This window comes from Sphingobium lignivorans (assembly GCF_014203955.1).
GTDB lineage: Bacteria > Pseudomonadota > Alphaproteobacteria > Sphingomonadales > Sphingomonadaceae > Sphingobium > Sphingobium lignivorans.
Map to the genome: position 1 here is coordinate 372,793 of NZ_JACHKA010000001.1, position 20,421 is coordinate 393,213.

General features: G+C 68.3%; 20 protein-coding genes. 8 read left to right on the plus strand and 12 right to left on the minus strand.

Annotated elements, in window-relative coordinates; all coding sequences use genetic code 11:
* Nucleotides 1-2: 2 nt before the first annotated feature.
* The 10 genes from HNP60_RS01790 to HNP60_RS01835 all read right to left on the minus strand — a co-directional run bounded on the left by HNP60_RS01790 (nucleotide 3) and on the right by HNP60_RS01835 (nucleotide 9,893).
* On the minus strand, nucleotides 3-1,139 hold the full coding sequence (locus HNP60_RS01790) for a dipeptidase (protein ID WP_184149454.1): 1,137 nt from the start codon (nucleotides 1,137-1,139) through the stop codon (nucleotides 3-5).
* Nucleotides 1,129-2,514, minus strand: coding sequence for an amidohydrolase family protein (locus HNP60_RS01795; RefSeq protein WP_184149465.1), 1,386 nt, complete (start codon nucleotides 2,512-2,514; stop codon nucleotides 1,129-1,131). Before HNP60_RS01795 ends, HNP60_RS01790 begins: the two co-directional genes overlap by 11 nt.
* 115 nt (nucleotides 2,515-2,629) lie before the next feature.
* Nucleotides 2,630-3,313 carry an N-acetylmuramoyl-L-alanine amidase gene (locus tag HNP60_RS01800; protein WP_014074723.1) on the minus strand — a complete coding sequence of 228 codons (684 nt, stop codon included), beginning with the start codon at nucleotides 3,311-3,313 and terminating at the stop codon, nucleotides 2,630-2,632.
* Nucleotides 3,314-3,400: 87 nt separating this feature from the next.
* On the minus strand, nucleotides 3,401-4,279 hold the full coding sequence (locus HNP60_RS01805; protein WP_260394605.1) for a CheR family methyltransferase: 879 nt from the start codon (nucleotides 4,277-4,279) through the stop codon (nucleotides 3,401-3,403).
* Nucleotides 4,261-5,346: a chemotaxis protein CheB gene (locus HNP60_RS01810; RefSeq protein ID WP_184149467.1), complete on the minus strand. Its 1,086-nt coding sequence runs from the start codon at nucleotides 5,344-5,346 to the stop codon at nucleotides 4,261-4,263. Before HNP60_RS01810 ends, HNP60_RS01805 begins: the two co-directional genes overlap by 19 nt.
* A gap of 21 nt (nucleotides 5,347-5,367) precedes the next feature.
* Entirely contained in the window at nucleotides 5,368-5,733 is a 366-nt protein-coding gene (locus HNP60_RS01815) for a response regulator (RefSeq protein ID WP_014074726.1), read from the minus strand.
* 75 nt (nucleotides 5,734-5,808) lie between these two features.
* Nucleotides 5,809-6,252, minus strand: a complete 444-nt coding sequence (locus tag HNP60_RS01820) for a chemotaxis protein CheW (RefSeq protein WP_184149469.1) — start codon at nucleotides 6,250-6,252, stop codon at nucleotides 5,809-5,811.
* Entirely contained in the window at nucleotides 6,249-8,672 is a 2,424-nt protein-coding gene (locus HNP60_RS01825; RefSeq protein ID WP_184149472.1) for a chemotaxis protein CheA, read from the minus strand. Before HNP60_RS01825 ends, HNP60_RS01820 begins: the two co-directional genes overlap by 4 nt.
* A gap of 90 nt (nucleotides 8,673-8,762) precedes the next feature.
* Nucleotides 8,763-9,422: a histidine phosphotransferase family protein gene (locus HNP60_RS01830; RefSeq protein WP_184149475.1), complete on the minus strand. Its 660-nt coding sequence runs from the start codon at nucleotides 9,420-9,422 to the stop codon at nucleotides 8,763-8,765.
* A 60-nt stretch (nucleotides 9,423-9,482) separates the two neighbouring features.
* Nucleotides 9,483-9,893, minus strand: coding sequence for a M67 family metallopeptidase (locus HNP60_RS01835; RefSeq protein WP_184149478.1), 411 nt, complete (start codon nucleotides 9,891-9,893; stop codon nucleotides 9,483-9,485).
* Between the two features lie 15 nt (nucleotides 9,894-9,908).
* Between HNP60_RS01835 and HNP60_RS01840 the strand changes: the two genes are divergently transcribed.
* The 6 genes from HNP60_RS01840 (at nucleotide 9,909) to HNP60_RS01865 (ending at nucleotide 14,823) form a co-directional block, all read left to right on the plus strand.
* Nucleotides 9,909-10,862 carry an RluA family pseudouridine synthase gene (locus HNP60_RS01840; protein WP_184149481.1) on the plus strand — a complete coding sequence of 318 codons (954 nt, stop codon included), beginning with the start codon at nucleotides 9,909-9,911 and terminating at the stop codon, nucleotides 10,860-10,862.
* A gap of 61 nt (nucleotides 10,863-10,923) precedes the next feature.
* Nucleotides 10,924-11,826: an RNA polymerase sigma factor RpoH gene (gene rpoH, locus HNP60_RS01845; RefSeq protein ID WP_014074732.1), complete on the plus strand. Its 903-nt coding sequence runs from the start codon at nucleotides 10,924-10,926 to the stop codon at nucleotides 11,824-11,826.
* A gap of 79 nt (nucleotides 11,827-11,905) precedes the next feature.
* Nucleotides 11,906-12,541 carry a hypothetical protein gene (locus tag HNP60_RS01850; RefSeq protein WP_260394606.1) on the plus strand — a complete coding sequence of 212 codons (636 nt, stop codon included), beginning with the start codon at nucleotides 11,906-11,908 and terminating at the stop codon, nucleotides 12,539-12,541.
* Nucleotides 12,531-12,986, plus strand: coding sequence for a hypothetical protein (locus HNP60_RS01855; RefSeq protein ID WP_184149484.1), 456 nt, complete (start codon nucleotides 12,531-12,533; stop codon nucleotides 12,984-12,986). Before HNP60_RS01850 ends, HNP60_RS01855 begins: the two co-directional genes overlap by 11 nt.
* A 128-nt stretch (nucleotides 12,987-13,114) precedes the next feature.
* Nucleotides 13,115-13,498, plus strand: a complete 384-nt coding sequence (gene crcB / locus HNP60_RS01860; RefSeq protein WP_184149487.1) for a fluoride efflux transporter CrcB — start codon at nucleotides 13,115-13,117, stop codon at nucleotides 13,496-13,498.
* Nucleotides 13,495-14,823, plus strand: a complete 1,329-nt coding sequence (locus HNP60_RS01865) for an RluA family pseudouridine synthase (protein WP_184149490.1) — start codon at nucleotides 13,495-13,497, stop codon at nucleotides 14,821-14,823. The genes crcB and HNP60_RS01865 overlap by 4 nt, the downstream gene beginning before the upstream one ends.
* Before the next feature lie 27 nt (nucleotides 14,824-14,850).
* Here HNP60_RS01865 and HNP60_RS01870 read toward each other — a convergent pair whose 3' ends face one another.
* Nucleotides 14,851-16,935: an AsmA family protein gene (locus HNP60_RS01870; protein ID WP_184149493.1), complete on the minus strand. Its 2,085-nt coding sequence runs from the start codon at nucleotides 16,933-16,935 to the stop codon at nucleotides 14,851-14,853.
* Nucleotides 16,936-17,072: 137 nt separating this feature from the next.
* Between HNP60_RS01870 and HNP60_RS01875 the strand changes: the two genes are divergently transcribed.
* Complete coding sequence (locus HNP60_RS01875; protein ID WP_184149496.1) at nucleotides 17,073-18,518, plus strand: MFS transporter; 1,446 nt, start codon at nucleotides 17,073-17,075, stop codon at nucleotides 18,516-18,518.
* A 45-nt stretch (nucleotides 18,519-18,563) separates the two neighbouring features.
* Here HNP60_RS01875 and yghU read toward each other — a convergent pair whose 3' ends face one another.
* A complete protein-coding gene (gene yghU / locus HNP60_RS01880) occupies nucleotides 18,564-19,460 on the minus strand; it encodes a glutathione-dependent disulfide-bond oxidoreductase (RefSeq protein ID WP_184149499.1) in 897 nt (298 codons plus the stop codon).
* A gap of 180 nt (nucleotides 19,461-19,640) precedes the next feature.
* Between yghU and HNP60_RS01885 the strand changes: the two genes are divergently transcribed.
* On the plus strand, nucleotides 19,641-20,393 hold the full coding sequence (locus HNP60_RS01885) for an SIMPL domain-containing protein (RefSeq protein WP_184149502.1): 753 nt from the start codon (nucleotides 19,641-19,643) through the stop codon (nucleotides 20,391-20,393).
* Nucleotides 20,394-20,421 lie beyond the last annotated feature (28 nt).

Sequence of the window (20,421 nt, forward strand, 5' to 3'; positions counted from 1 at the left end):
GCTCAGCTGCCCCAGATCGTTTCGGCATAGCGCAGGAAGTTCGTCCCGAGGATCTTCTCGATGCGCGCCGTGCGGTAGCCCTTCTCGCGCAGCAGGCGAGCGAGCTTGCGGAACTGGTCCGGCCCGCGCAGGTCGACGACGAAGGGATAGGTGTCCGGCCGCTCGCCCGTGGCGCTGATGCCGGCGGCGCGGCGCTGGGCGATCTCCTCGGCCAGCGCGGCCTCATAGACCTTGAGATCGTCGATCTGCGTGACGCTGCCATCCGTGCCGATGCCGACATGATCCTCGCCGCATAGATTCACCGCATGGTCGATATGCGCGACGACATGCTCGGCGCGGGCATGGCCGGAGACGTCAAGGAAGGGCATGAAATAGATGCCGACGAAGCCGCCCTTCTCGGCGACGAGGCGCAATTCCGCGTCGGTCTTGTTGCGGGGCAGGTCGGCGACCGCGCGGCAGCCGGTGTGATTGATGGAGATCGGCGCTTTCGAGATGCGCGCGGCCTCGAGGCAAGTGCGCTCGCCGCTGTGCGAGAGGTCGACCATCACGCGCTGTTCGTTGAGGCGCGCGATCACTTCGCGCCCGAACGGCGTGATGCCGCGATTTTCCGGCGCCATGGACCCATCGCCGATCTGGTTGGCGGGATTGTAAGTGAGCTGGAAGATGCGCACGCCGAGATTGGCGAAAATGTCGACGCGGCTGGCGTCCTCGCCCATCATCGCGCCGTTCTGGAAGCCGTAGATGATGCCGATCTTCTTCTCGGCTTTGGCGCGGCGGATGTCCGCTGCGCTCAGGATCTTGAGAAGGTCCTTCTCATGGCGGCGCAGCAGCGCGTCCGTCTCCGCCACGTCGCGCACGCTGATCTCGAACGGGTCGCCGGGTCCGGAAACATAGCCGAAGGTGCAATTGACGGCGGTGAGGCCGGAGGCATGGGCCTCGGCCAGCACGCGCGGGCTGAACGGGTCCGCCTCGCCGCGCCGGTTGGGATCGCCGAGCCCGCCCAGCGCATTGATGACGATCCAGTCATCGCCCATCGCCTCGCCTGTCGCCTTGTCTGCCGCCCATGCGGCGCGCGGCAGGAGAGCGGCAGCGGCCAGCCCTGTCGCGCCGCCGAGCAGTGCGCGCCGGTCAATCCTCATCCCTGCCTCCCATTTCCGCCTTGGTGACGGGCCTGTAGTCCGCGCGGCGATAGGCCCGGCCGCGCTTCACTGTCGTCTCGATGCTGCGGACATGGTCGATGTCCTGGAGCGGATCGGCGGTGAGGACGATGAAATTGGCGAGCTTGCCCGGCTCGATGGAGCCCATCTCCTTTTCCTGCCCCGCCGCCCGCGCGCCGATCAGCGTGGCGGCGCGGATGACCTCCAGCGGCGGCATGCCGACATCATGCTGGAGGAAATGAAGCTCGTCGAACAGGGCGGGCCATGGATCGTCAGGCTTGTGCACGAAGTCCGTGCCGGCCGAGATGGGCACGCCCGCCTGCCAAGCCTGCCGGGTGAGGCGGGTCGTGGTCGGGCCGGTGCAGCGCAGCGGCTTGGCGGCCGGGTTGTTCCGCCGTTCCTCCTCGAACAGCACGAACAGGCTGCCGGTCGCATCGAGCACGGCGCCGCGCTCCAGCATGGCGCCAAAGAGCTTCGCCATCACCGGGTCGTCCCCGCTGGCGGCAAGGCGGCGCTCGTCGACCGGGGTGCGGTCCTCATAAGCGGGCAGCATGGCCGGCTGGGTCTGGTATGCGAGATAACAGACATGGCTCAGCGAATCCGGCCCGGCCGCGATGACGTCCGCCGGCCATGTCGGGAAGACGGCGCTGTGCGCCCAGATCATCATGCCCTGCCGATGGGCTTCCTGCGTGATCCCGGCGATGAGGCCGGCGGGCAGATTCGCATAAATCTTGATCGCGGTGGCGGAGGTTCCCTTTGCCAGCGTCACGGCCGTGCGCAGGTCGGTCTTGTCGTCGATCGCCTGCATCCAGGGCGCGGTGCCGGGCGTCTTGCCGAGGCTGACCGCGAGGACGCGCGGGTCCTCGAAGAAGGACGGGCCGGCCATCAGCGCAGCGTAGAAGATGTCCGGCGCGGGGATCTCCCCGGCCAGCGAGGCGCGGGAGAGTTCGCCCACCGCGCGCAGGTCGTCGGCCATGTCGCGCACGGCCGTGACGCCGCCGTAGAGCTGCCGGCGCAGCATCGCTTCGGCCCGCCCCCGATTGGGCGGCGTGGCGAGATGGACATGGCTGTCGATGAGGCCGGGCATCACATGGCGGCCGGAGAGGTCAACCGTTCGCGCGCCGCCGGTCCGGGCCGCGTCGAGCGTGCCGCTGGGCCCGACCGCCTGGATCCGCTCGCCGCGCACGAGGATGTCCTGATCCTGCCGCGCCGCTGCGCCTGTCCCGTCGATCAGCGTCGCGTGCGTATAGAGCACGGCTTCGGCCGCCTTGGCCGGCGGTTGCGCGGTGGCAGGCAGGCCGGCGGCGAGGAACGTCGCGGCCGCGAGGAAAGCGGCAATGCGGGGTAAGGTCGTCATGACCTGTCGATATGGAAGCAACGGACGGCTGGCAAGCGTGGCCGTCTCGCTGGCAGCCTTGCTTCTTCCACCCCTCTGAACCCCGAAGGCGTCCGTAAGGTGGTGTCGATCCGTCCTAGTCGTCGCCGCGGGGGCGGGGCAGGAGCAGGGCGAGGAGGATCGCCCGGCATTCGCCATCGATCACACCGTCGATCAGCTCGGGGCGGAAGCGCCGCTGGAACGCGACGACGGCGGCCTCGGGATCGGAAATATCATAGCCGAAGCGCTCGAGCGCCAGCATGAAGCCGCCGTCCGACCAGTGCGGGTCCATGAGATTGCGGGTGGGACGCGGAAGGGCGAGCCGCAGCCGGGCCAGCTTGTGCCAGGGAAACAGCTCGCCCGGGTCCTGCTTGCGCGCCGGGGCGATGTCGCTGTGGCCCACGACATTGCCGCGCGTGATACGATGGCGCGTCATGATGTCGTGCACCAGCGGGATGAGCGCGTCGATCTGCTCGTCCGGGAATGGGCGATAGCCCCATTCATGGCCGGGATTGATGAGCTCGATGCCGATGCTGGCGGAATTGATGTTCGAGATGCCGCGCCACCAGGAGACCCCGGCATGCCAGGCGCGCTTGCGCTCGTCCACCATGCGGATCACTTGCCCGTCCTCGGTCACCACATAATGCGCGGAGACCTTGCTTTCCGGGCTGGCCAGCCACTGGATCGCGCTCGGCGCATCGGGCATGCCGGTATAATGCAGGACAAGGACGGAGATCGGCAGGGTGCGCTCATCGAAATTGGGCGACGGCGTCTCGATCATGCAGGCTCTGGTGCCCCTGGTTCTTCCTGCCGCGACGAAGCGGCTCCCTGTCCCCTAGCCGATCGGCGGGCCGGGCGGAAGGGCCGTTCAGCCGGCGAGGCGGCTGATGACGCCATTGGCGGCGATCGGCCGCTCGGCGACATAGATGCAGCTCAGTTCCCGGCAATTGGTGAAGGCATTGTTGCCGCCCGCCAGCATCTCGCCGGCGCCGAGCACGAGGAACGTGCCCGGCCGGGCATGGCGGGCCAGCTGGTCCTGCGCGAGGCGGCGCTTGTCCTCCGGAAAGTAGAAGAGGAGATTACGGCAGAGGATCAGATCGAACAGGCCGGAGACCCGGCTGGTGTCGAGGAGATTGTCGGCCTGGAAGCTGACCATGGCGCGGATTTCCTCCGCGATCTGCCAGTCCTCGCCGAGCGGGCGGAACCAGCGCAGCAGATCATTGACCGGCAGGCCGCGCTGCATGTCCATCTGCGCGTAGCAGCCGCGCCGTGCCGTCGCGATGGAGATCTCCGAGACGTCCGTGCCCAGGATGTTGATGCGCCAGCCGTCCCACATGTCGCCCATGCGGCGGATCATCATGGCCAGCGAATAGGCCTCCTGCCCCGTGGAGCAGCCGGCCGACCAGATGCGCAGCACCTTCTCGCGCGCCTGATCGCGGATGCGGGGCAGCACCTGGTGCTCGATCGCCTCGAAAACCGCATGATCGCGGAAGAAGGAGCTTTCATGATTGAGCATCGCGTCGATCGCCTGACGCGTCAGCCTGCCGTCCGGATCGGCATCCAGCGCCACGAGCAGCGCATCCAGCGAGGGAAGGCCGCGCGCGCGCAGCAGCGGCCGCAGCGAGGTCTCGATGCGCCAGCGCCGGGCTTCGGTCAGGGTCTGTCCGGTCCGGCTGGCGAGCAGATCGCCCAGCCGCGCGATCGTCTGGTCATGCGTGCCGGTGCCGCTCATGCCGCGGCCCGCCATTGATCGAGGATGAGTTCGCCGATCGACCCGGGCGGCAGGATGGCACTGGCGAGGCCGGCCCGGGCGACCGAGCCCGGCATGCCCCACACGGCGCTGCTGGCATGATCCTGCGCGATCATCCATCCGCCGGCCTCGATGATGGCATGCGCCCCGGCCAGCCCGTCGCGGCCCATGCCGGACAGGATGACGCCGCACGCCCCCGGCCCGTAAACCCGCGCCATGGCCTGGAACATCGGGTCGACGGCGGGGAAGCTGCCATGCAGGCACCGCTCGCGCGAGAGGCGGATGGTCACCCGCCCGCGCGCTTCCCGAACCAGCGAGAGATGTGCGTTGCCCGGCGCGACATGGATGACGCCGGCGCGAACCGGCAGCCCTTCCTCGGCGATCACCACCGGCATCTGCGTGGCGCGATGGAGCTGCTCGGCGAAGAGCGGCTGGAAATTGGCGGGCAGATGCTGGGTGATGAAGATGGGGAAGGCATTGCCCGGGTTGAGGCCCGAGAGCAGAGTCATGATCGCGCTGATGCCGCCGGTCGATCCGCCCACGCCGACCGCGCGCACCATCGAGCCGAGCGGCCGCAGCCGCGCGCTTTCCTCATCGATGCGCTCGGGCGTCCGGTTGCGCTCGGGCGCGGGGACGAGATGGCCGAGCCGGTCGAGCAGATGCTCGACGAAATTGTCGCTGAAATGGCCGGCGCTGGGCTTGGCGACGACATCGCTGGCGCCCATGGCGAGCGCCTGCAGCGCGATCTCGCTGCCTTCGCGGCAGGTTCCGGAGAGCAGCACCACCTGCACCTTGCGCTCGCTTGCCAGCAGCCGGGGGAGCACTTCGAGCCCGTCCATGCCGGGCATCTGCATGTCGAGCAGCACCAGATCGACCGGCTGGTTGCGCACGAAGTCGATGGCCTGAGCCCCGCTGGAAACCGCGCCCGTCACGCTGAACCGGTCGTCCGCCGCCAGCACCTTCGCCATGATCCGCCGGACGACGACCGAATCATCGACGATGAGAACATCGACAGGCCGGCGGGGACCATGCGGCTCGGCGAGGTCGAAGGAGATCGGCGTCATGGGACGATGCCCGCAGGGGGATTAGAGGACGCCGACGATCTGGAGCTTGCTTTCCAGCGTATCGCGGTCGAACGGCTTCATGACATATTCGTCCGCGCCGGCGTCGACGGCGGCGCGGATGTGATCGACACCATTCTCCGTGGTGCAGAAAATAACCTTGGGCGGCCGGGGCAGGTTGCGGCGGGAGAGTTCCTTGAGGAAATCGAGGCCGCTCATGATCGGCATGTTCCAGTCGAGCAGCACCACGTCGGGCACGCTGGCATCGCATATCTCCAGCGCCTCGCGCCCATCCCCCGCTTCCTCCACCTGGAGATCGAGGGATTCGAGGATGTGGCGGGCGACCTTGCGGATCACCTTTGAATCATCGACCACGAGACAGCTCGGCATGGTGCGCAACCCTTCGGCTTGTTGTTGTCCGGTCTATATCCTTGGGACGTAAGGTTTTCGTAAATGAGGTAAACGTCAGGCCGCGAGCGCGCTGCCGGCCGGCGACCCCACGAAATCCGGCAGGCTGAGCAGCAGGTGGCTGCGCCCGTCCCACTCCACCAGACCGGAGGCGAAGGGCGCCCATGCCGGATCGATGCGTCCGCGGATCGGCTGGATGCCCTCGGCCGCGGTGCAGATGTCACTGACCGAATCGACCAGGAAGCCGTAACTGTGCGCGGCGATGTCCGCGATGATCGCCAGAGTCGCTGCCTGCGTCCCCCGTCCCGTCCCGAACACGCGCGCGTCCATGTCGATGACGGTGAGGACCCGGCTGCGCAGGGCCGCGAGGCCGCGCACATAAGGCGGCATGAGCGGGATCGGGACGATGTCGCCGATGCGGACGACGGCCTCGATCTGCGAGGCGCGGATCGCGACGGGCGTGTCCGCGATGGACGCGAACAGGAAAAGCGTGTCGGTCATGCGGCCCTCCGCGCGGCTTCGACGATGGCGGCCATGATCTTCTCGCGATCGTAGCGGTAAATGGAGGTGTGGGTGTCCCCGGCGTCTTCCGCCACGTCGCGCAGCATCAGCACCGGCACGTCGCCGGCCGCATCGTCCGGCGGCGAATCGCCACACAGGATCACGTCCGGCGATTCGGCCTGCGGGCCGAAGCTCACGTCATGTCCCGCCCGGATCAGCAGCGGCGCGAGGATGTTGCGCAGCCATGGGTCCTGGGCATCCGCGATCAGGCAGCGGATCGGCTGCCCCGCCGCAGCGACCTGTCGCGTCCGCGCGGCATCGGCGAACAGTGCGAAGGGGTCGATCATCTCGAGCTGGCTCTCGCCGACCATGACGAGACCGGCGATCCGTCCCGCGCCTATCGGCACGTCCAGCGTCGCGGGGACCTCGATGATGTCGATCACGTCCTCGATCAGGTAGCAGATCTGGTCGCGGCCATCATGGAGGCGCAGGGACTTGGGCAGGCCGCTTTCCTCACCCTGCGTGTTGAGCGCGGGCAGCAGCCGGTCCTCGATGCGGGCGAAGGCGCGGCCGTTACTGGCGGTGATGCGGGAAGCCTCCAGATCTTCGACGCGGTCGACCACCGCGAGCGGCAGCAGCCGCGTCGTGCCGTCGCGCTCCCGGAAGACCAGCGCCTGGATCGTCTCCTCGCGCGCATCGGCCATGGCGGCGGCAGGCGCGGACCGCGTGCGCAATTCCGCCTCGCGCAGCGGCAGCTCGGCGACCTGCGCCAGGCCGGCCGCATCGAGCAGCAGCATCGGCTGGCCATTGTCCGGCAGCGTCATGCCCGCGAACACGCCGGCCGCGGTGATGGCGGGCGAGGCGGGGCGGATCACCAGCTCCTCGTTGCTTTCCACGGACTGGACGCCAAGCACATAAGGCTGGCCGAGCGACGAGCGGATCACCATGAGGGTGCGCGGGCCGCTTCCCTCGACACGGGGGAGCCCGAGGATGTCCTCCAGCTCGACCAGCGAATAGTGCTCGCCGCGAATGGTGGCGATTCGTGCGCCGCCGACCGCCTCGATCGAGACCATGCTGCTGTTCTGGTGCAGCAACTCGACCACGTTGCCGCGCGGCATGGCGAAGAAATGCTCGCCGCAGCGGACGATCAGGCCGGGAATGATGGTGAGGGTGAGCGGCACGCGCATGGTGATCGTCGTGCCCTGGCCGGGCAGGCTGGTGATACCGATCACGCCGCCGATCTGCTCGATATTCGCGCGCACCACATCCATGCCCACGCCCCGTCCGGAGACCGAGGTGACGCTGGCGGCGGTGGAGAGTCCGGGGTGGAAGATCAGGCCCAGCTTCTCGGCATCGCTGAGAGTCGCCGCCTCGACGGCCGTGCAGAGACCGGCTGCCACCGCTTTCTCGACCAGCGCGGCCCGGTTGATGCCGCGCCCGTCGTCACTGATCTCGATGACGATCTGGTTGCCGGACTGGCGGGCCACGATGCGCAGCGCGCCGGCTTCCGGCTTGCCGGCGGCGAGCCGCGCCGCGGGTGCCTCGATGCCGTGATCCAGCGCATTGCGCACGATGTGCGTCAGGGGATCGACGACCATCTCGACCATCTCGCGGTCCATCTCGACATCGCCTCCGTCGAGGCTCAGCACGGCCTTCTTGCCCAGCTCGCGCGTGAGATCGCGTACCATGCGCGGGATCGCCGCATAGAGCCGGTCGACGCGCTGCATGCGGGTCTTGCTGATCATGTCGCGCAGGTCCGCGACATTGGCGGACAGGCGCTCGAAGCTGCTCTCCAGATCGGCCTCGACGCCATGGTCACGCATCTTGCGGGCCAGGTCGTTGCGCGCCAGCACCATGTCCGAGATGCCGTTCATCAGCTGGTCGATCAGCGCGAGCGGCAGGCGGATGGTCCGGGGCGCGCGATCGCGGTTGCCGCCATCGCTGCTGCGGCGCGCCAGTGGTTCGGGCGCGGGGGCGATGTCCGTCCCGCATTCCGCGCCGTCGGGCTCGGAAGCGCTCTCGGGCAGGGGCTCGAAGATCTCGAAGCCGCCGGAGCTGATCGACAGCGCGTCGAGCAAGGCATCATCCTCGGAATCGGGGATCTGCACATCCTCGCCGATGCCGCGTGCGAGCGCGCCAATGCGGTCCATCACGGCGAGCACCGCGCTCACCGTGGCCGGATCGGCGACCCGCTCGCCCCGGCGCACGGCGGCCAGCACGTCCTCCGCGCCATGGGCCAGCCGCTCGAAGCGGGGCAGGTTCAGGAAGCCGCAGCTGCCCTTGACGGTGTGGAAGAAGCGGAAAAAGGCGTCCAGTCGTGACCTGTCGGTCGGGTCCGCTTCCCATGCGACGATCTCGCCGGAGAGCGTCTCCAGCGTTTCCAGTGTCTCTGCGATGAATTCCGCGAGTATCTCGTCCATGCGGCCAGCCCCGGTGTCAGGAGCGTCCTCATTGGCCGGACAGCGTTAAATCGTGGTAAATCCTTCGCAATTGCCGGGCGATATCCGCGCTTATATCCGGATCGGCAGGCTCGCGCCAAACATGAGGAAAGCTTCCTCCGGCGCGGAGATCATGATCTGCCCGCCCGTCTGGTCGGCGATGGAGCGGATCAGATAGGCGACCGAGGTGCGCGTGGTGAGGTCGCCCGCGCCGGCCAGTGCGCTGCGGATCGCCGGATCGAAGGTGATGCGCTGGCCTTCGCCGCGCACCACGATCTCGATCGCGGCCGCGCCGACTTCGGCGCCGATCGCCAGCGTGCCGCCGCGCGGCAGGGCCTCGCCGGCCAGCATCACCAGATTGAGCAGCAGCTTGGCCGCCGGCTTGGGCAGGCTGTCGCCATCGATCAGCCACTGGATCTCCAGACGCCCGCCCGGAGGGAACAGACCTTCCACCGCCGCGCGTACCTCATGCACCGGGATGCCTTCGCCGAAGCCGCCAGCGGCGCCGAACGCGAGGCGGAAGAATTTGAGCTTGCCAGCCGTGGTGCGCGCGCTGTCGCCGAGCAGGCCCATGCATTGCTCGCGCATGTGCGGATCGGTCTCGTCGGCCAGCAGTTCGATGCCGTTGTTGAGGGCCCCCACGGGGCTCAGCAGGTCATGGCACAGGCGGGAGCAGAGCAGGCTGGCGAAGTCGATGGGATCGGTCGCGGGCGTCTGTGCCAAAACGGGCATCCTCTTGTTCAAGAAACCGCGCCCTAATGCCGGTCGGGCGCAGGGGGCGCAAGACCGGCATTAGGGCAGGGGGTTCAGTTCGACGGGTTCGAAGCACCCGTGGACACTGCCCGAAGGCAGGGCGCGCCATGCCTTGATCGCGCCATCCGCGCCCGCGATCAGCCAGAATTCCCCCCGCCCTTCCGCCATGGCGGCGTCCACAAGCGAGGGAATGGGCGCGCCGCCCGGATGCGAATGATAATGGCCGATGATGGCGGGCCCCCCTTCGCGCGCCGCGCGATGCGCGCGCAGCAGCGCGATCGGGTCGATCTCGAAGCGATGGAGGGGCGCGTCCGCGACGTTCCCGGCGGGCACGATCGCATGCACGTCGCTGCCCGTGCCGAGCAGCAGGCCGCAGCATTCGCGCGGCGCGTCGGTGCGCGCATGGGCGCGAATCCGGTCGAGAAGCGTGGTTGAAATGGCAAGGCTCATCCCCACATTCCTAGCATGACAGAGGGGGTTGTCAGCTTTTCGGCGGAGATCACGCCGGCGCTTGCCGGTGTGCGGCTTGACCGTGCGCTCGCGACGCTGGTGCCCACCCTCTCGCGCGAGCGAGTGAAGGCGCTCATTCTCGCCGGCCATGTGCGCGGCCCCGGCGGACGGCCGGTCAGCGATCCCGCGCTCAAGGTGAAGGCGGATACGGCCTTCGCGCTCGCGGTGCCCGAGGCCGCCCCGGCCGAGGCGCAGCCCCAGAAGATCGCGCTCGTCATCCCCTATGAGGACGAGCATCTCATCGTCATCGACAAGCCCGCCGGCATGGTCGTGCATCCCGCCGCCGGCAATCCGGACGGCACGCTGGTCAATGCGCTGCTGCATCATTGCGCGGGGCGCCTGTCCGGCATCGGCGGCGTCGCCCGCCCGGGCATCGTCCATCGCATCGACAAGGATACGTCCGGGCTGCTGGTGGTCGCGAAGAGCGATGTCGCGCATGAGGGACTGGCCCGCCAGTTCAAGGACCACAGCATCGAGCGGCGCTATCTTGCGCTGGTGAACGGCGTGCCCGCGCCTGCCGCCGGCACGGTGGACCAGTGGATCGGCCGCTCGGATGCCGACCGCAAGAAGATGGCCGTGCAGCGCGCCGGGCGCGGCAAGCACGCGGTCACGCATTATCGCACGCTGCAGAAGCTGGATCGCGCGGCGCTGATCGAGTGCCGGCTGGAGACCGGCCGCACCCATCAGGTGCGCGTCCACATGGCGCATATCGGCCATCCGCTGCTGGGCGACCCCGTCTATTCGCGGGGCGGCCCGCACAAGGCACTGCTCGGCGAACTCGGCTTCCGGCGGCAGGCACTTCATGCCGCCTTTCTGGGTTTTGTTCACCCGGTGACAAGAAAGGCTGTGCAGTTCGATAGTCCGATTACGGATGACATGCAGCAACTGTTCAGTCATCTTCGCGTATAGGAGTCGACGCGGTGCCAGCATCCTCCCCTGCATCCGCGTCACACGAAAAAGGATCACGTCCGTGAGTAATGGCAGCAATGTCCCCGCGACAATTCCGGCGCTTGGCAGCGATGCCAGCCTGAACCGCTATCTGGCGGAAATCCGGAAGTTCCCGGTGCTCAAGCCCGAGGAAGAATATATGCTCGCCAAGCGCTACCAGGAGCATGGCGATCCGGAAGCCGCCGCCCGGCTGGTGACCAGCCATCTGCGCCTCGTGGCGAAGATCGCGATGGGCTATCGCGGCTATGGCCTGCCGGTCAGCGAGCTGATCTCCGAGGGCAATATCGGCCTCATGCAGGGCGTGAAGAAATTCGAGCCCGACCGGGGCTTCCGCCTCGCGACCTATGCGATGTGGTGGATCCGCGCCTCCATACAGGAATTCATCCTGCGCTCGTGGAGCCTCGTGAAGATCGGCACGACGGCCGCGCAGAAGAAGCTCTTCTTCAACCTGCGCCGCATGAAGAACCAGATCGAGGCCTTCGAGGACGGCGACCTGCGCCCCGAGGACGTCACCAAGATCGCGACCGACCTCGGCGTGTCCGAGGACGACGTCATCTCGATGAACCGCCGCATGGCGATGGGCGGCGACACCTCGCTCAACGTCTCGATGAACGAGGATGGCGAGGGCCAGTGGCAGGACTGGCTGGCCGACGAGCGTCCGCTGCAGGACGAGCGCATCGCGGACGCGCAGGAAAGCAATGTGCGCCACGACATGCTGCTGGCGGCCATGGACGACCTCAATGATCGCGAGCGGCACATCCTCCAGGAGCGTCGCCTTGCGGAGGAGCCCAAGACGCTTGAGGAGCTCTCGCAGGTCTATGGCGTCTCGCGCGAGCGGGTCCGCCAGATCGAGGTGCGCGCCTTCGAGAAGCTGCAGCGCGCGATGATGCGCATCGCTGGCGAGAAGCGGCTTATTCCCGCCTGAAACGGCGTGGGACGGCCCTAGCGGTCTGTTAAGCATTTCCGGCTAACGGGAAGGCTCCTCATTCTGGGAGCCTTCCGTCATGACCTCCATGGCCGTTCATTTCCGGTCGCTTTGCCTTTGCGGCGGCCTCGCGCTGCTTGCCGCCTGCGGTGGGCAGAAGGAAGCGGACAATCTCGCCGAACTGGACGCCCGGCTGACCAACGGCAGCGATGCCTTGTCCGACGATGCCAGCGATGCGATCGCCATTGCCGAGGCCGGCGGCAAGATCGAGAAGGCGCCACCCGCGAAGGAAACCGGCGAGACCCCGGGTCGCGCGACGATCGGTGGCCTTGTCCGGCGCGGCGACGGCGCCGGTGCGGCGCCCGCGCCGGGCGGCTGCGCCAGCGATCTCAAGTCGGGCTCCGAATGGGCAGAGCGGATGCCCCGGCCTTTCCGGCTCTATCCCGGCGCCCGGCTGACCGAGGCTGCGGGCATCGACCGGGAACAGTGCCGCCTGCGCGTGGTGAGCTTCGCGACCGACGCCGGCATCGACCAGATCATGGACTATTATTACACGCAGGCACGCCGGGCGGGCTATGATGCCGAGCATCTGCTGAGCCAGGGCGAGCATCAGCTCGGCGGCACGCGGGAGAAGGACGGCGCGGCCTATGTCGTCTTTGCGCGCGCCGGCAAGGATGGGCAGACCGACGTGGACGTGATCGCCAATGCCGAATGACCGGCTGGCCGCTGCGGCGGACCAGCCTGGGACCGAACGCGCGCCGATGCGCGTCTTCAGTCCAGCGGCCCGGGGGCATCTCGCCATCGAGGTGCGGGAGCGGGACGGCTGCGTGCGCGTGTTCGGCGCCGGGCTGTGGTCGCCCGATGAGGCGCAGGCGCATTTCCGCGCATTGGAACAGACCATCCTGAAGCTGCGGCGCGAGCGGGCCCCTGTGCGGGTGCTCGTGAACCTGCGGGAAGCGGCAGTGCAGACCGCCCAGACTGCCGACCTGATGCGGACATGGACGGCGCGCATTTATCGCGCGGCCGATCGCGTGGCGGTCGTGTGCGCGACGACGCTGCTGGCGCTCCAGATCCGCCATGTCGCGAACGTTCCCAATCTCGCGACGTTTCAGGACGTCTTTCTCGCGGAGAAATGGATCGGCGAGCCCGATCCGGCCTGAGCGCTCGCACCCGGGCATCGTCGCTTTTTTCACCGCGCGTCGGGGTCCGGATGAGTCTCTTGCGGGCCGATCGCGCCCTGAATGATGCCGGCATTCTCTTTTGCGCGCGGATGCTTTAGGGGCGAGCCATGGTGAACATGTTCCTCGTCATGGCGGGCGGCGCGATCGGCGCCGGGCTGCGCTATCAACTCGGCCGGGGCGCCCTGCGCCTGCTGGGTCCCGGCTGGCCGTGGGGAACGCTGGCGGCCAATGTGCTGGGCGGTCTGGCCATGGGTGTGCTGGTCGGCTGGCTCGCTGCCCGTTCAGCGCCCGGGGCGGAGCCGATCCGCCTGTTCGTCGCCGTGGGCATCCTCGGCGGCTTCACGACTTTCTCGGCCTTCAGCCTGGAGACGATCCTCATGGTCGAGCGGGGCGCGTGGCTTTCCGCGCTGGCTTATGTGCTGGTGTCCGTGCTGGCGGCCGCGAGCGCGCTGGCGCTGGGGCTGATGACGATGCGGACGGTGGCGTCATGAGCCGGGGCAAGGCAGGCGATCCGGCGGCCGTGCGCCAGTTCACCGTCGCTGCGGATGACGATGGCATTCGCCTCGACCGCTGGTTCAAGCGGCATATGCCCGATGTGACTTTCGCCACGGTCTCGCGCTGGGCGCGGACCGGCCAGTTGCGCGTGAACGGCGCGCGCGCCACGCCGGGCGACCGGATCGAGGAAGGGCAAGTGCTGCGCGTGCCGCCGCTCGAGGCCGCGCCAGACCAGAAGGCCGGCCGGACGCCGCGTGCCCGGCCGGTGCTGAGCGAGGACCAGATGGCGTTCGCCGAGAGCCTCGTCATCCACCGCGACGCGCAGGCGCTCGTCATCAACAAGCCGCCCGGCCTCGCCACGCAGGGCGGCACCAAGACGCATGAGCATGTCGATGGGCTTCTCGACGCGCTGATGTTCGAGCGGGACGACCGGCCGCGCCTCGTCCACCGGCTGGACAAGGACACCAGCGGCGCGCTGCTCTTGGCGCGCACGGCGCGCGCCGCCGCGCAGTTCGCGAAATCCTTTTCCTCGCGGACCGCGCGCAAGGTCTACTGGGCGATCGTGATGGGCGTGCCCGACGTCGCGGACGGCGTCATCGACCTGCCTCTCGCCAAGCAGCCGGGCACCGGCGGCGAGAAGATGCATGTCGATGAGGAGAACGGCATGCCCGCGCGCAGCCGCTATCGCATCATCGAGCGGGCGGGCAATCGCGCCGCCTGGGTCGAGCTCCAGCCCTATACCGGGCGCACGCACCAGCTGCGCGTCCACATGGCGGCGATCGGCCATCCCATTGTGGGCGACGGGAAATATGGCGGCAAGGATGCGTTCCTGAGCGGTTCGATCAGCCGCAAGATGCATCTGCATGCCCGCCGCATCCGCATCGATCATCCCGACGGCTCGCCGCTGGACGTGCGGGCGGACCCGCCCGCCCATTTCGCCGAGACGCTCGCGAGCCTGGGCTTCGACGTCGCCGAGGGCGACCTGCCACTCGAAGTGGACAGCCAGCCGAGCGTGTTCGAAAAGAAGGCCGCGGAAAAGCGTGCCGCCAGCCAGCATGCCAAGGATATGCGCAAGGCCCGGCGCGGCGAGCGGCGCTCGCGCGCCGGTGGGGGCGCCCCGGGTGGCAAGCCGGGTGGTGGCAAGCCCGGCGGTGGTCGACCCGGGGGGAGCAAGCCGGGCACGGGCAAGCCGGCGGCCGGCCGACCGGTGGCTGGCAAATCCGGTGGCAAGTCCGCCGCGGATGGCCGCGCATCAGCAGGGAAAGTCCGGCCCCGGACCACGGGCGCACCGGCCCCGGGTTCACACGGGAAGAAGCGCTGAGGCGCCCGGCGCCCGCGATTCAGATCCCTACCGCCGCGCTCGTCCCATGGGCCGTGTCGCGGGTCCGTTGTTGAGGGCGAGCTGGCCGGTGTCCTCCCGGTCGCGTTGCGCGGCCGCCGGCGCGGCGCGCAACAGTGGGCCACAGGCGGGCGCCCGGGCCTGATCGGGATCGACGAAGCCGAACATCGCGCGCAGATTGGGCAGGGGGAAAGTGAAGCCGAGGAAGCTGGCCGGGCTGGACCAGGCGATCGGCTCGCGTGCGACGAGTGGGTCCGCCAGCGTGCCGGCGATGCGCAGCGGGTGGGGGCGACTGAAGAAGGCGAGGCGCTTGCCGTCCGCCTGCAGGCGCAGGTTAAGGGATTCGTCGCGCAGATCGAGGAAGCCGCTGCCGGACAGCACATGCCCGCCGGTATCGATGAGGATGGGGTCGGCGCTCGCCAGCCCGTTGCGCACGGTGAAGGCGATGAGGCCGCAATTGACGTCCGTCGCCTGCTGCGCCTCGTCGCGGAACATGGCCTCGCTCAGCGTCGCCATGTCGAGCGCGGAGGCACTGGCGCGCCGGGTACGCATCTCCCCGCCCGGAATGACGAGCGCCATGCGACCGTTCGCTTGCCCGAGCGCCTCGCGCAATGTCATGCCGCGCCCCGTGAGTTCAACACGGCCCTTGGCCATCACGGTCGTTCCGGCAGGCGCGATGCCCCAATCGTCCAGCAGCCGGCCCATCGGGGTGGGCGAGAGGCGGATGTCGGCGCGGACCAGCGCCGGGCTGGTGCGGGCGTCGACCAGCAGGTCGGACGAGATGAAGCCGCCGGCCATGTCGACGCTGGCGGGGGAAAGCTGCAGGATGCCGCCCACCAGCGCCAGCCGCATGGCGAGGTGGCGGGGTGCCTGCGTGGTGCCGATGATGCCGGCGGCGCTATAGTCCACGACCGCATCCACCTGACCGAGCGCTTCGGGCGAGAGGCTGGCATCCGGCATCAGCCGCGCGCGCGTCGGGGCGAGGGGGCCGAACGAATCCGCCTCGACGAGCGGCGCATCGTGCAGGCCGAACAGAGCGCGGGCATCCGCCAGATCGAGCCGCCGGGAAGCGAGGCGCCCGACGATGCGCGGCCGTGCGCCGCGCTTGTCCAGCGTGAGCTTGCCGCTGATATCGGTCCGCCCGATCCGGCCTTCGATCCGGCTGAAGAGCCAGCCTTGCGGCGCATGGCTGAGCTGCCCGCTCAGCGCATAACCGGGCATGGAGGGCAAGGCGATGCCGGCAAGATCGGCAAGGCGCGCGAAGTTGGCGCCTTCCGCCCGGGCCTGAAGGCGCGCGGTTGCGAGGGCGGAGGGCCGCTCCGCCGTCCCGCTCAGGGCCAGCGAGAGGCCCTGCATGCGGGCATTGAGATCGATGGCGGCGTCGCCGCTCTCGGATGTTTCCAGCGTGCCCCGCATGGCGAAGCGCTCGTCCGCGACGGTGCCGCCGCCCGCCATCGCGATCAGGCCCGGCCCGGCGGCGGAAAGAGCGATCCGTGCCTGCGCGTCTCTGGCGGGGTCGTGATAACGCAGCGTCACGCCGTCCGCGTCGAAGCGGCGGATCGCGGTCAGATCGTATACTGTCTCGCGCTGGCCGTCCGCCCAGCTCATTGCCTTGCCGTCGGCTGAGCGCTCGAGGTCGAGCGTTCCGCCGCGCAGCGCGAGCGCGCGGGGCACTGCGCGGCCGATGAGGAAATCGAAGGTCGCGAAGCGGGCCGTGAGAGCGCGCACATCGAGCAGCGTCTCGCTGCGCGCCCATGCGGGATTGGCGATCCGCACGTCAGCGGCCGAGATGGTGACGGAGAGGGGCGTGAGCAGGATACGGACCGGGCCGCCGATCGACACCTCGCGGTTGAGCGCCGCGCTCGCCTCACGCGCCAGCGCGCCCTTGAGCGGCGTCGCCGCGCCGGCATAAAGCGCGGTCCAGCCAATCGCGGGCACGGCGAGGGCGGCCCAGACCAGCCCGCGACGGCGCTTGCCCGCGAGCGCCGGTGGAGAATCGGGCTGATGTGAATAGCCGGCCCCGACATCCTCGGGCAGTCCCTGCGCGGGCATGGGGAGGTTCGCGGCGGAACCGGACGGGAACGAACCGCTCATGGCTCCGTCTTGGCGATTCGTTGCTGAACGCAGGCTGAGTGCCGGGCACGGCCATCGGCGCATCGCCCCGGTCGCTCGCTTCGTCGCCGGGAAAAGGCGGATTTGCAATCGGTTAATCCCGGGGCCATGATGGCGGCATGTCTTCTCCCGTATCGTCCCCGGTCATCACGACCGACGTTCCCGCGAGACTGGACAGGCTCCCCTGGGGGCGCTTCCACTGGCTGGTGGTCGTGGCGCTCGGCGTCACATGGATCCTCGACGGGCTGGAAGTCACGCTCGCCGGCTCCGTCGCGGGGGCACTGCGCGAGAGCCCGGTGCTGCAATTCTCGGCCTCGGACGTGGGCCTCGCCAACAGCGCCTATCTGGCCGGCGCCGTGCTGGGGGCGCTGTTCTTCGGCTGGCTGACGGACAGGCTGGGGCGCAAGAAGCTCTTCAGCATCACGGTCCTGCTGTATCTCGTCGCCACGGCCGCGACGGCCTTTTCCTGGGATCTGGGCAGCTTCATGCTGTTCCGCTTCCTCACCGGCGCGGGCATCGGTGGGGAATATAGCGCGATCAACAGCGCGATCCAGGAGCTCATCCCGGCGCGGCGGCGCGGCTGGACGGACCTCGTCATCAACGGCAGCTTCTGGATCGGGGCGGCGGTGGCGGGCGGTGCCTCGATCATCCTGCTCGATCCGCGCATCGTGGACCCGGAGACAGGCTGGCGACTGGCCTTCTTCGGCGGCGCGGCGATCGGCCTCGTCATCCTCTTCTTGCGGCGGCACATTCCCGAGAGCCCGCGCTGGCTCATCATCCATGGCCATGCCGAGAAAGCGGAAGGCATCGTCTCGCAGATCGAGGCGGGGTTCGAGCGGGCCGGGCACAGCCTGCCGCCGCCGACGCATCAGGCGCGGCTGCGCGCCCGGCGCTACACGCCGCTGCGCGACGTGTTCGGGGCGCTCTTCCGCCTCTATCCGCAGCGCACGCTGCTAGGGCTCTGCCTGATGGCGGCGCAGGCCTTCCTCTACAATGCCATCTTCTTCACTTACGCCATGATGCTGACGGACTTCTACGGCGTCCCCTCGGAAGAAGCGGGCTATTATGTGCTGCCCTTCGCGCTCGGCAATGTGCTGGGCCCGCTGCTGCTGGGGCGCCTGTTCGATACGATCGGGCGGCGCACGATGATCGTGTTCACATATGGCATGTCGGGCCTGTTGCTGGCCGCGACCGGCCTGCTGTTCCAGCAGGGCATGCTCGATGCGACGACGCAGACCCTGTGCTGGAGCGTCACTTTCTTCTTCGCCTCGGCGGCGGCTTCATCGGCCTATCTCACCGTGGCGGAATGTTTCCCGCTGGAAGTGCGGGCACTGGCCATCGCGATCTTCTACGCATTCGGCACCGCCATCGGCGGCGTCATGGCGCCCTGGGCGTTCAGCGTCCTCATCGAGAGCGGATCGCGCGATCAGGTGCTGCTGGGCTATCTCTTCGCCAGCGCACTCATGGGGCTGGCGGCGCTGGTCGCCGCGCTGCTGGGCGTGCGCAGCGAGCGCCAGCCGCTGGAGAGCGTCGCACGCCCGCTCTCCTGGCATGATGACGACTGACGCCCTGCGCCGCCTCCGGCAGGGTTGCCGGAGGCGGCGGGCAGGTCAGGCCTCGGTCTTCGCCTCTTGCTCGGCGGCCTTGATGGACGCGTCCAGATCGGCGGCGCTGTGCCGCTCGGCAATGCCGCCGCCGGGCCGGCCGGCGCTGTTCACGAGCAGGCCCCGCTTGACGCCGGTGCGCTCGGAAAGCTGCGTCACCCAGCGATCGACATTGCGATATTCATGGGTGGAGAGGAACTCCTGCGCATTGTAGCCGCCGCGCATGATCGATCCGTACCAGGGGAAGATGGCGAAATCCGCAATGGTGATCTCGTCGCCGATCATGAACTCGCGCTCGGCCAGGTTCTTGTCCAGCACGTCGAGCTGGCGCTTGGTCTCCATGGCATAGCGGTCGATCGCATATTCGATCTTGAACGGCGCATAGGCATAGAAATGCCCGAAGCCGCCGCCCACGAACGGGGCCGAACCCATCTGCCACATCAGCCAGTTGAAGGTCTCGGTGCGCTTGCGGATCTCCGTGGGGAGAAAGGCGCCGAACTTCTCGGCAAGATAGACCAGCATCGATCCGCTTTCGAACAGGCGCAGCGGCGGATCCATGCCATGGTCCATCATTGCCGGGATCTTGCTGTTGGGATTGATCGCGACGAAATCGCTGCCGAACTGCTCGCCGGCGTAGATCTTGATGAGCCAGGCATCATATTCCGCGTCGAAACCGGCCGCCAGCAGCTCCTCGAGCATGATGGTGACTTTCTGGCCGTTCGGCGTGCCCAGCGAATAGAGCTGGATGGGGTGCTCGCCCACAGGCAGCGTGACGTCCTGCCGGGCGCCTGCCGTCGGCGCATTGATGTTGGAGAACTGCCCGCCATTCTCCTTGTCCCAGGTCCAGACCTTGGGCGGCACATAGCCTGTGGGCTGGTTCATGGAGGGGTCGCTGTCGGCCATTGTCTCGTCTCCTGAGGACTCGTGCTGATAGGTAAACAGTCTAGCGTCTCGCGGGGCGCTGGCTAGCCGTGGCGCCGGATGACTATTCTAGGCAGTGAAATAGCCGTGCTTTAGGGCCCATCAGTTATTGCGAACCTTTCGCAATCTTGTAGGTTCGGGGCACCGTCACCGGAGGTTCCCATGCATCGTCTTGTCGTCCTTCTCCCAATCCTCGTGCCATGCGCCGCGCTCGCCCAGACCGGCGAGGCGCCGCGTCCCCAGATCGTCGTCACGAGTGCCGCGACGATCCCGAGCCCGCCCGACCGTGCCGTCGTGAGCTTTTCCGTTCATGGCGAGGGCGCGACAAGCGACGAGGCCGTGCGCGCCATGGTGGCGAAACGGGATGCGATCGAGAAGGGGCTGGCAGGCGTCTCCGGCCAATCCGAGCTGCGCGCCGCGCAGGTCGCAATCGCCGAGGTGCGTGGGCGCGACTGCAATCGCAACTATGGTAATCCGCAGCTCTCCACCGGCGAATGCGCGATCATTGGCTATACAGCCGATCTTCAGGTGGAGGTGCGCACCTCAGCTGTGAACGATGCCGGCACGATGGTGTCGCTTGCCGGCCGCCTGGGCGCGACCAACCCCCGCATCGATCGCTTCTTCCTCGCGGAGGACAAGGAGATAAGGCGGCGCGGGATCGCGGAGGCGCTGGCCGAAGCGAAGCTCCAGGCGGAAGCCATCGCCCGGGCCTCCGGCGTCAAGCTTGGCAGTGTCATCAGCGTTTCCAACCTCAGCTTCAACGGCCCGGGTCCGTATGACGAGATCGTCGTCACGGCGCAGGGGGTCGCCGCGCCGCCCGCACCGCCACCCCCGCCGCCAGTGGCGATTGGCATGAAGCCCCGTGCGATCGAAACGCAGGTGCGCGTGCAAGTGGTCTATGCCATCCAGCCCTGATCGATCCTGATTGGAAGCGCGGCAGCCG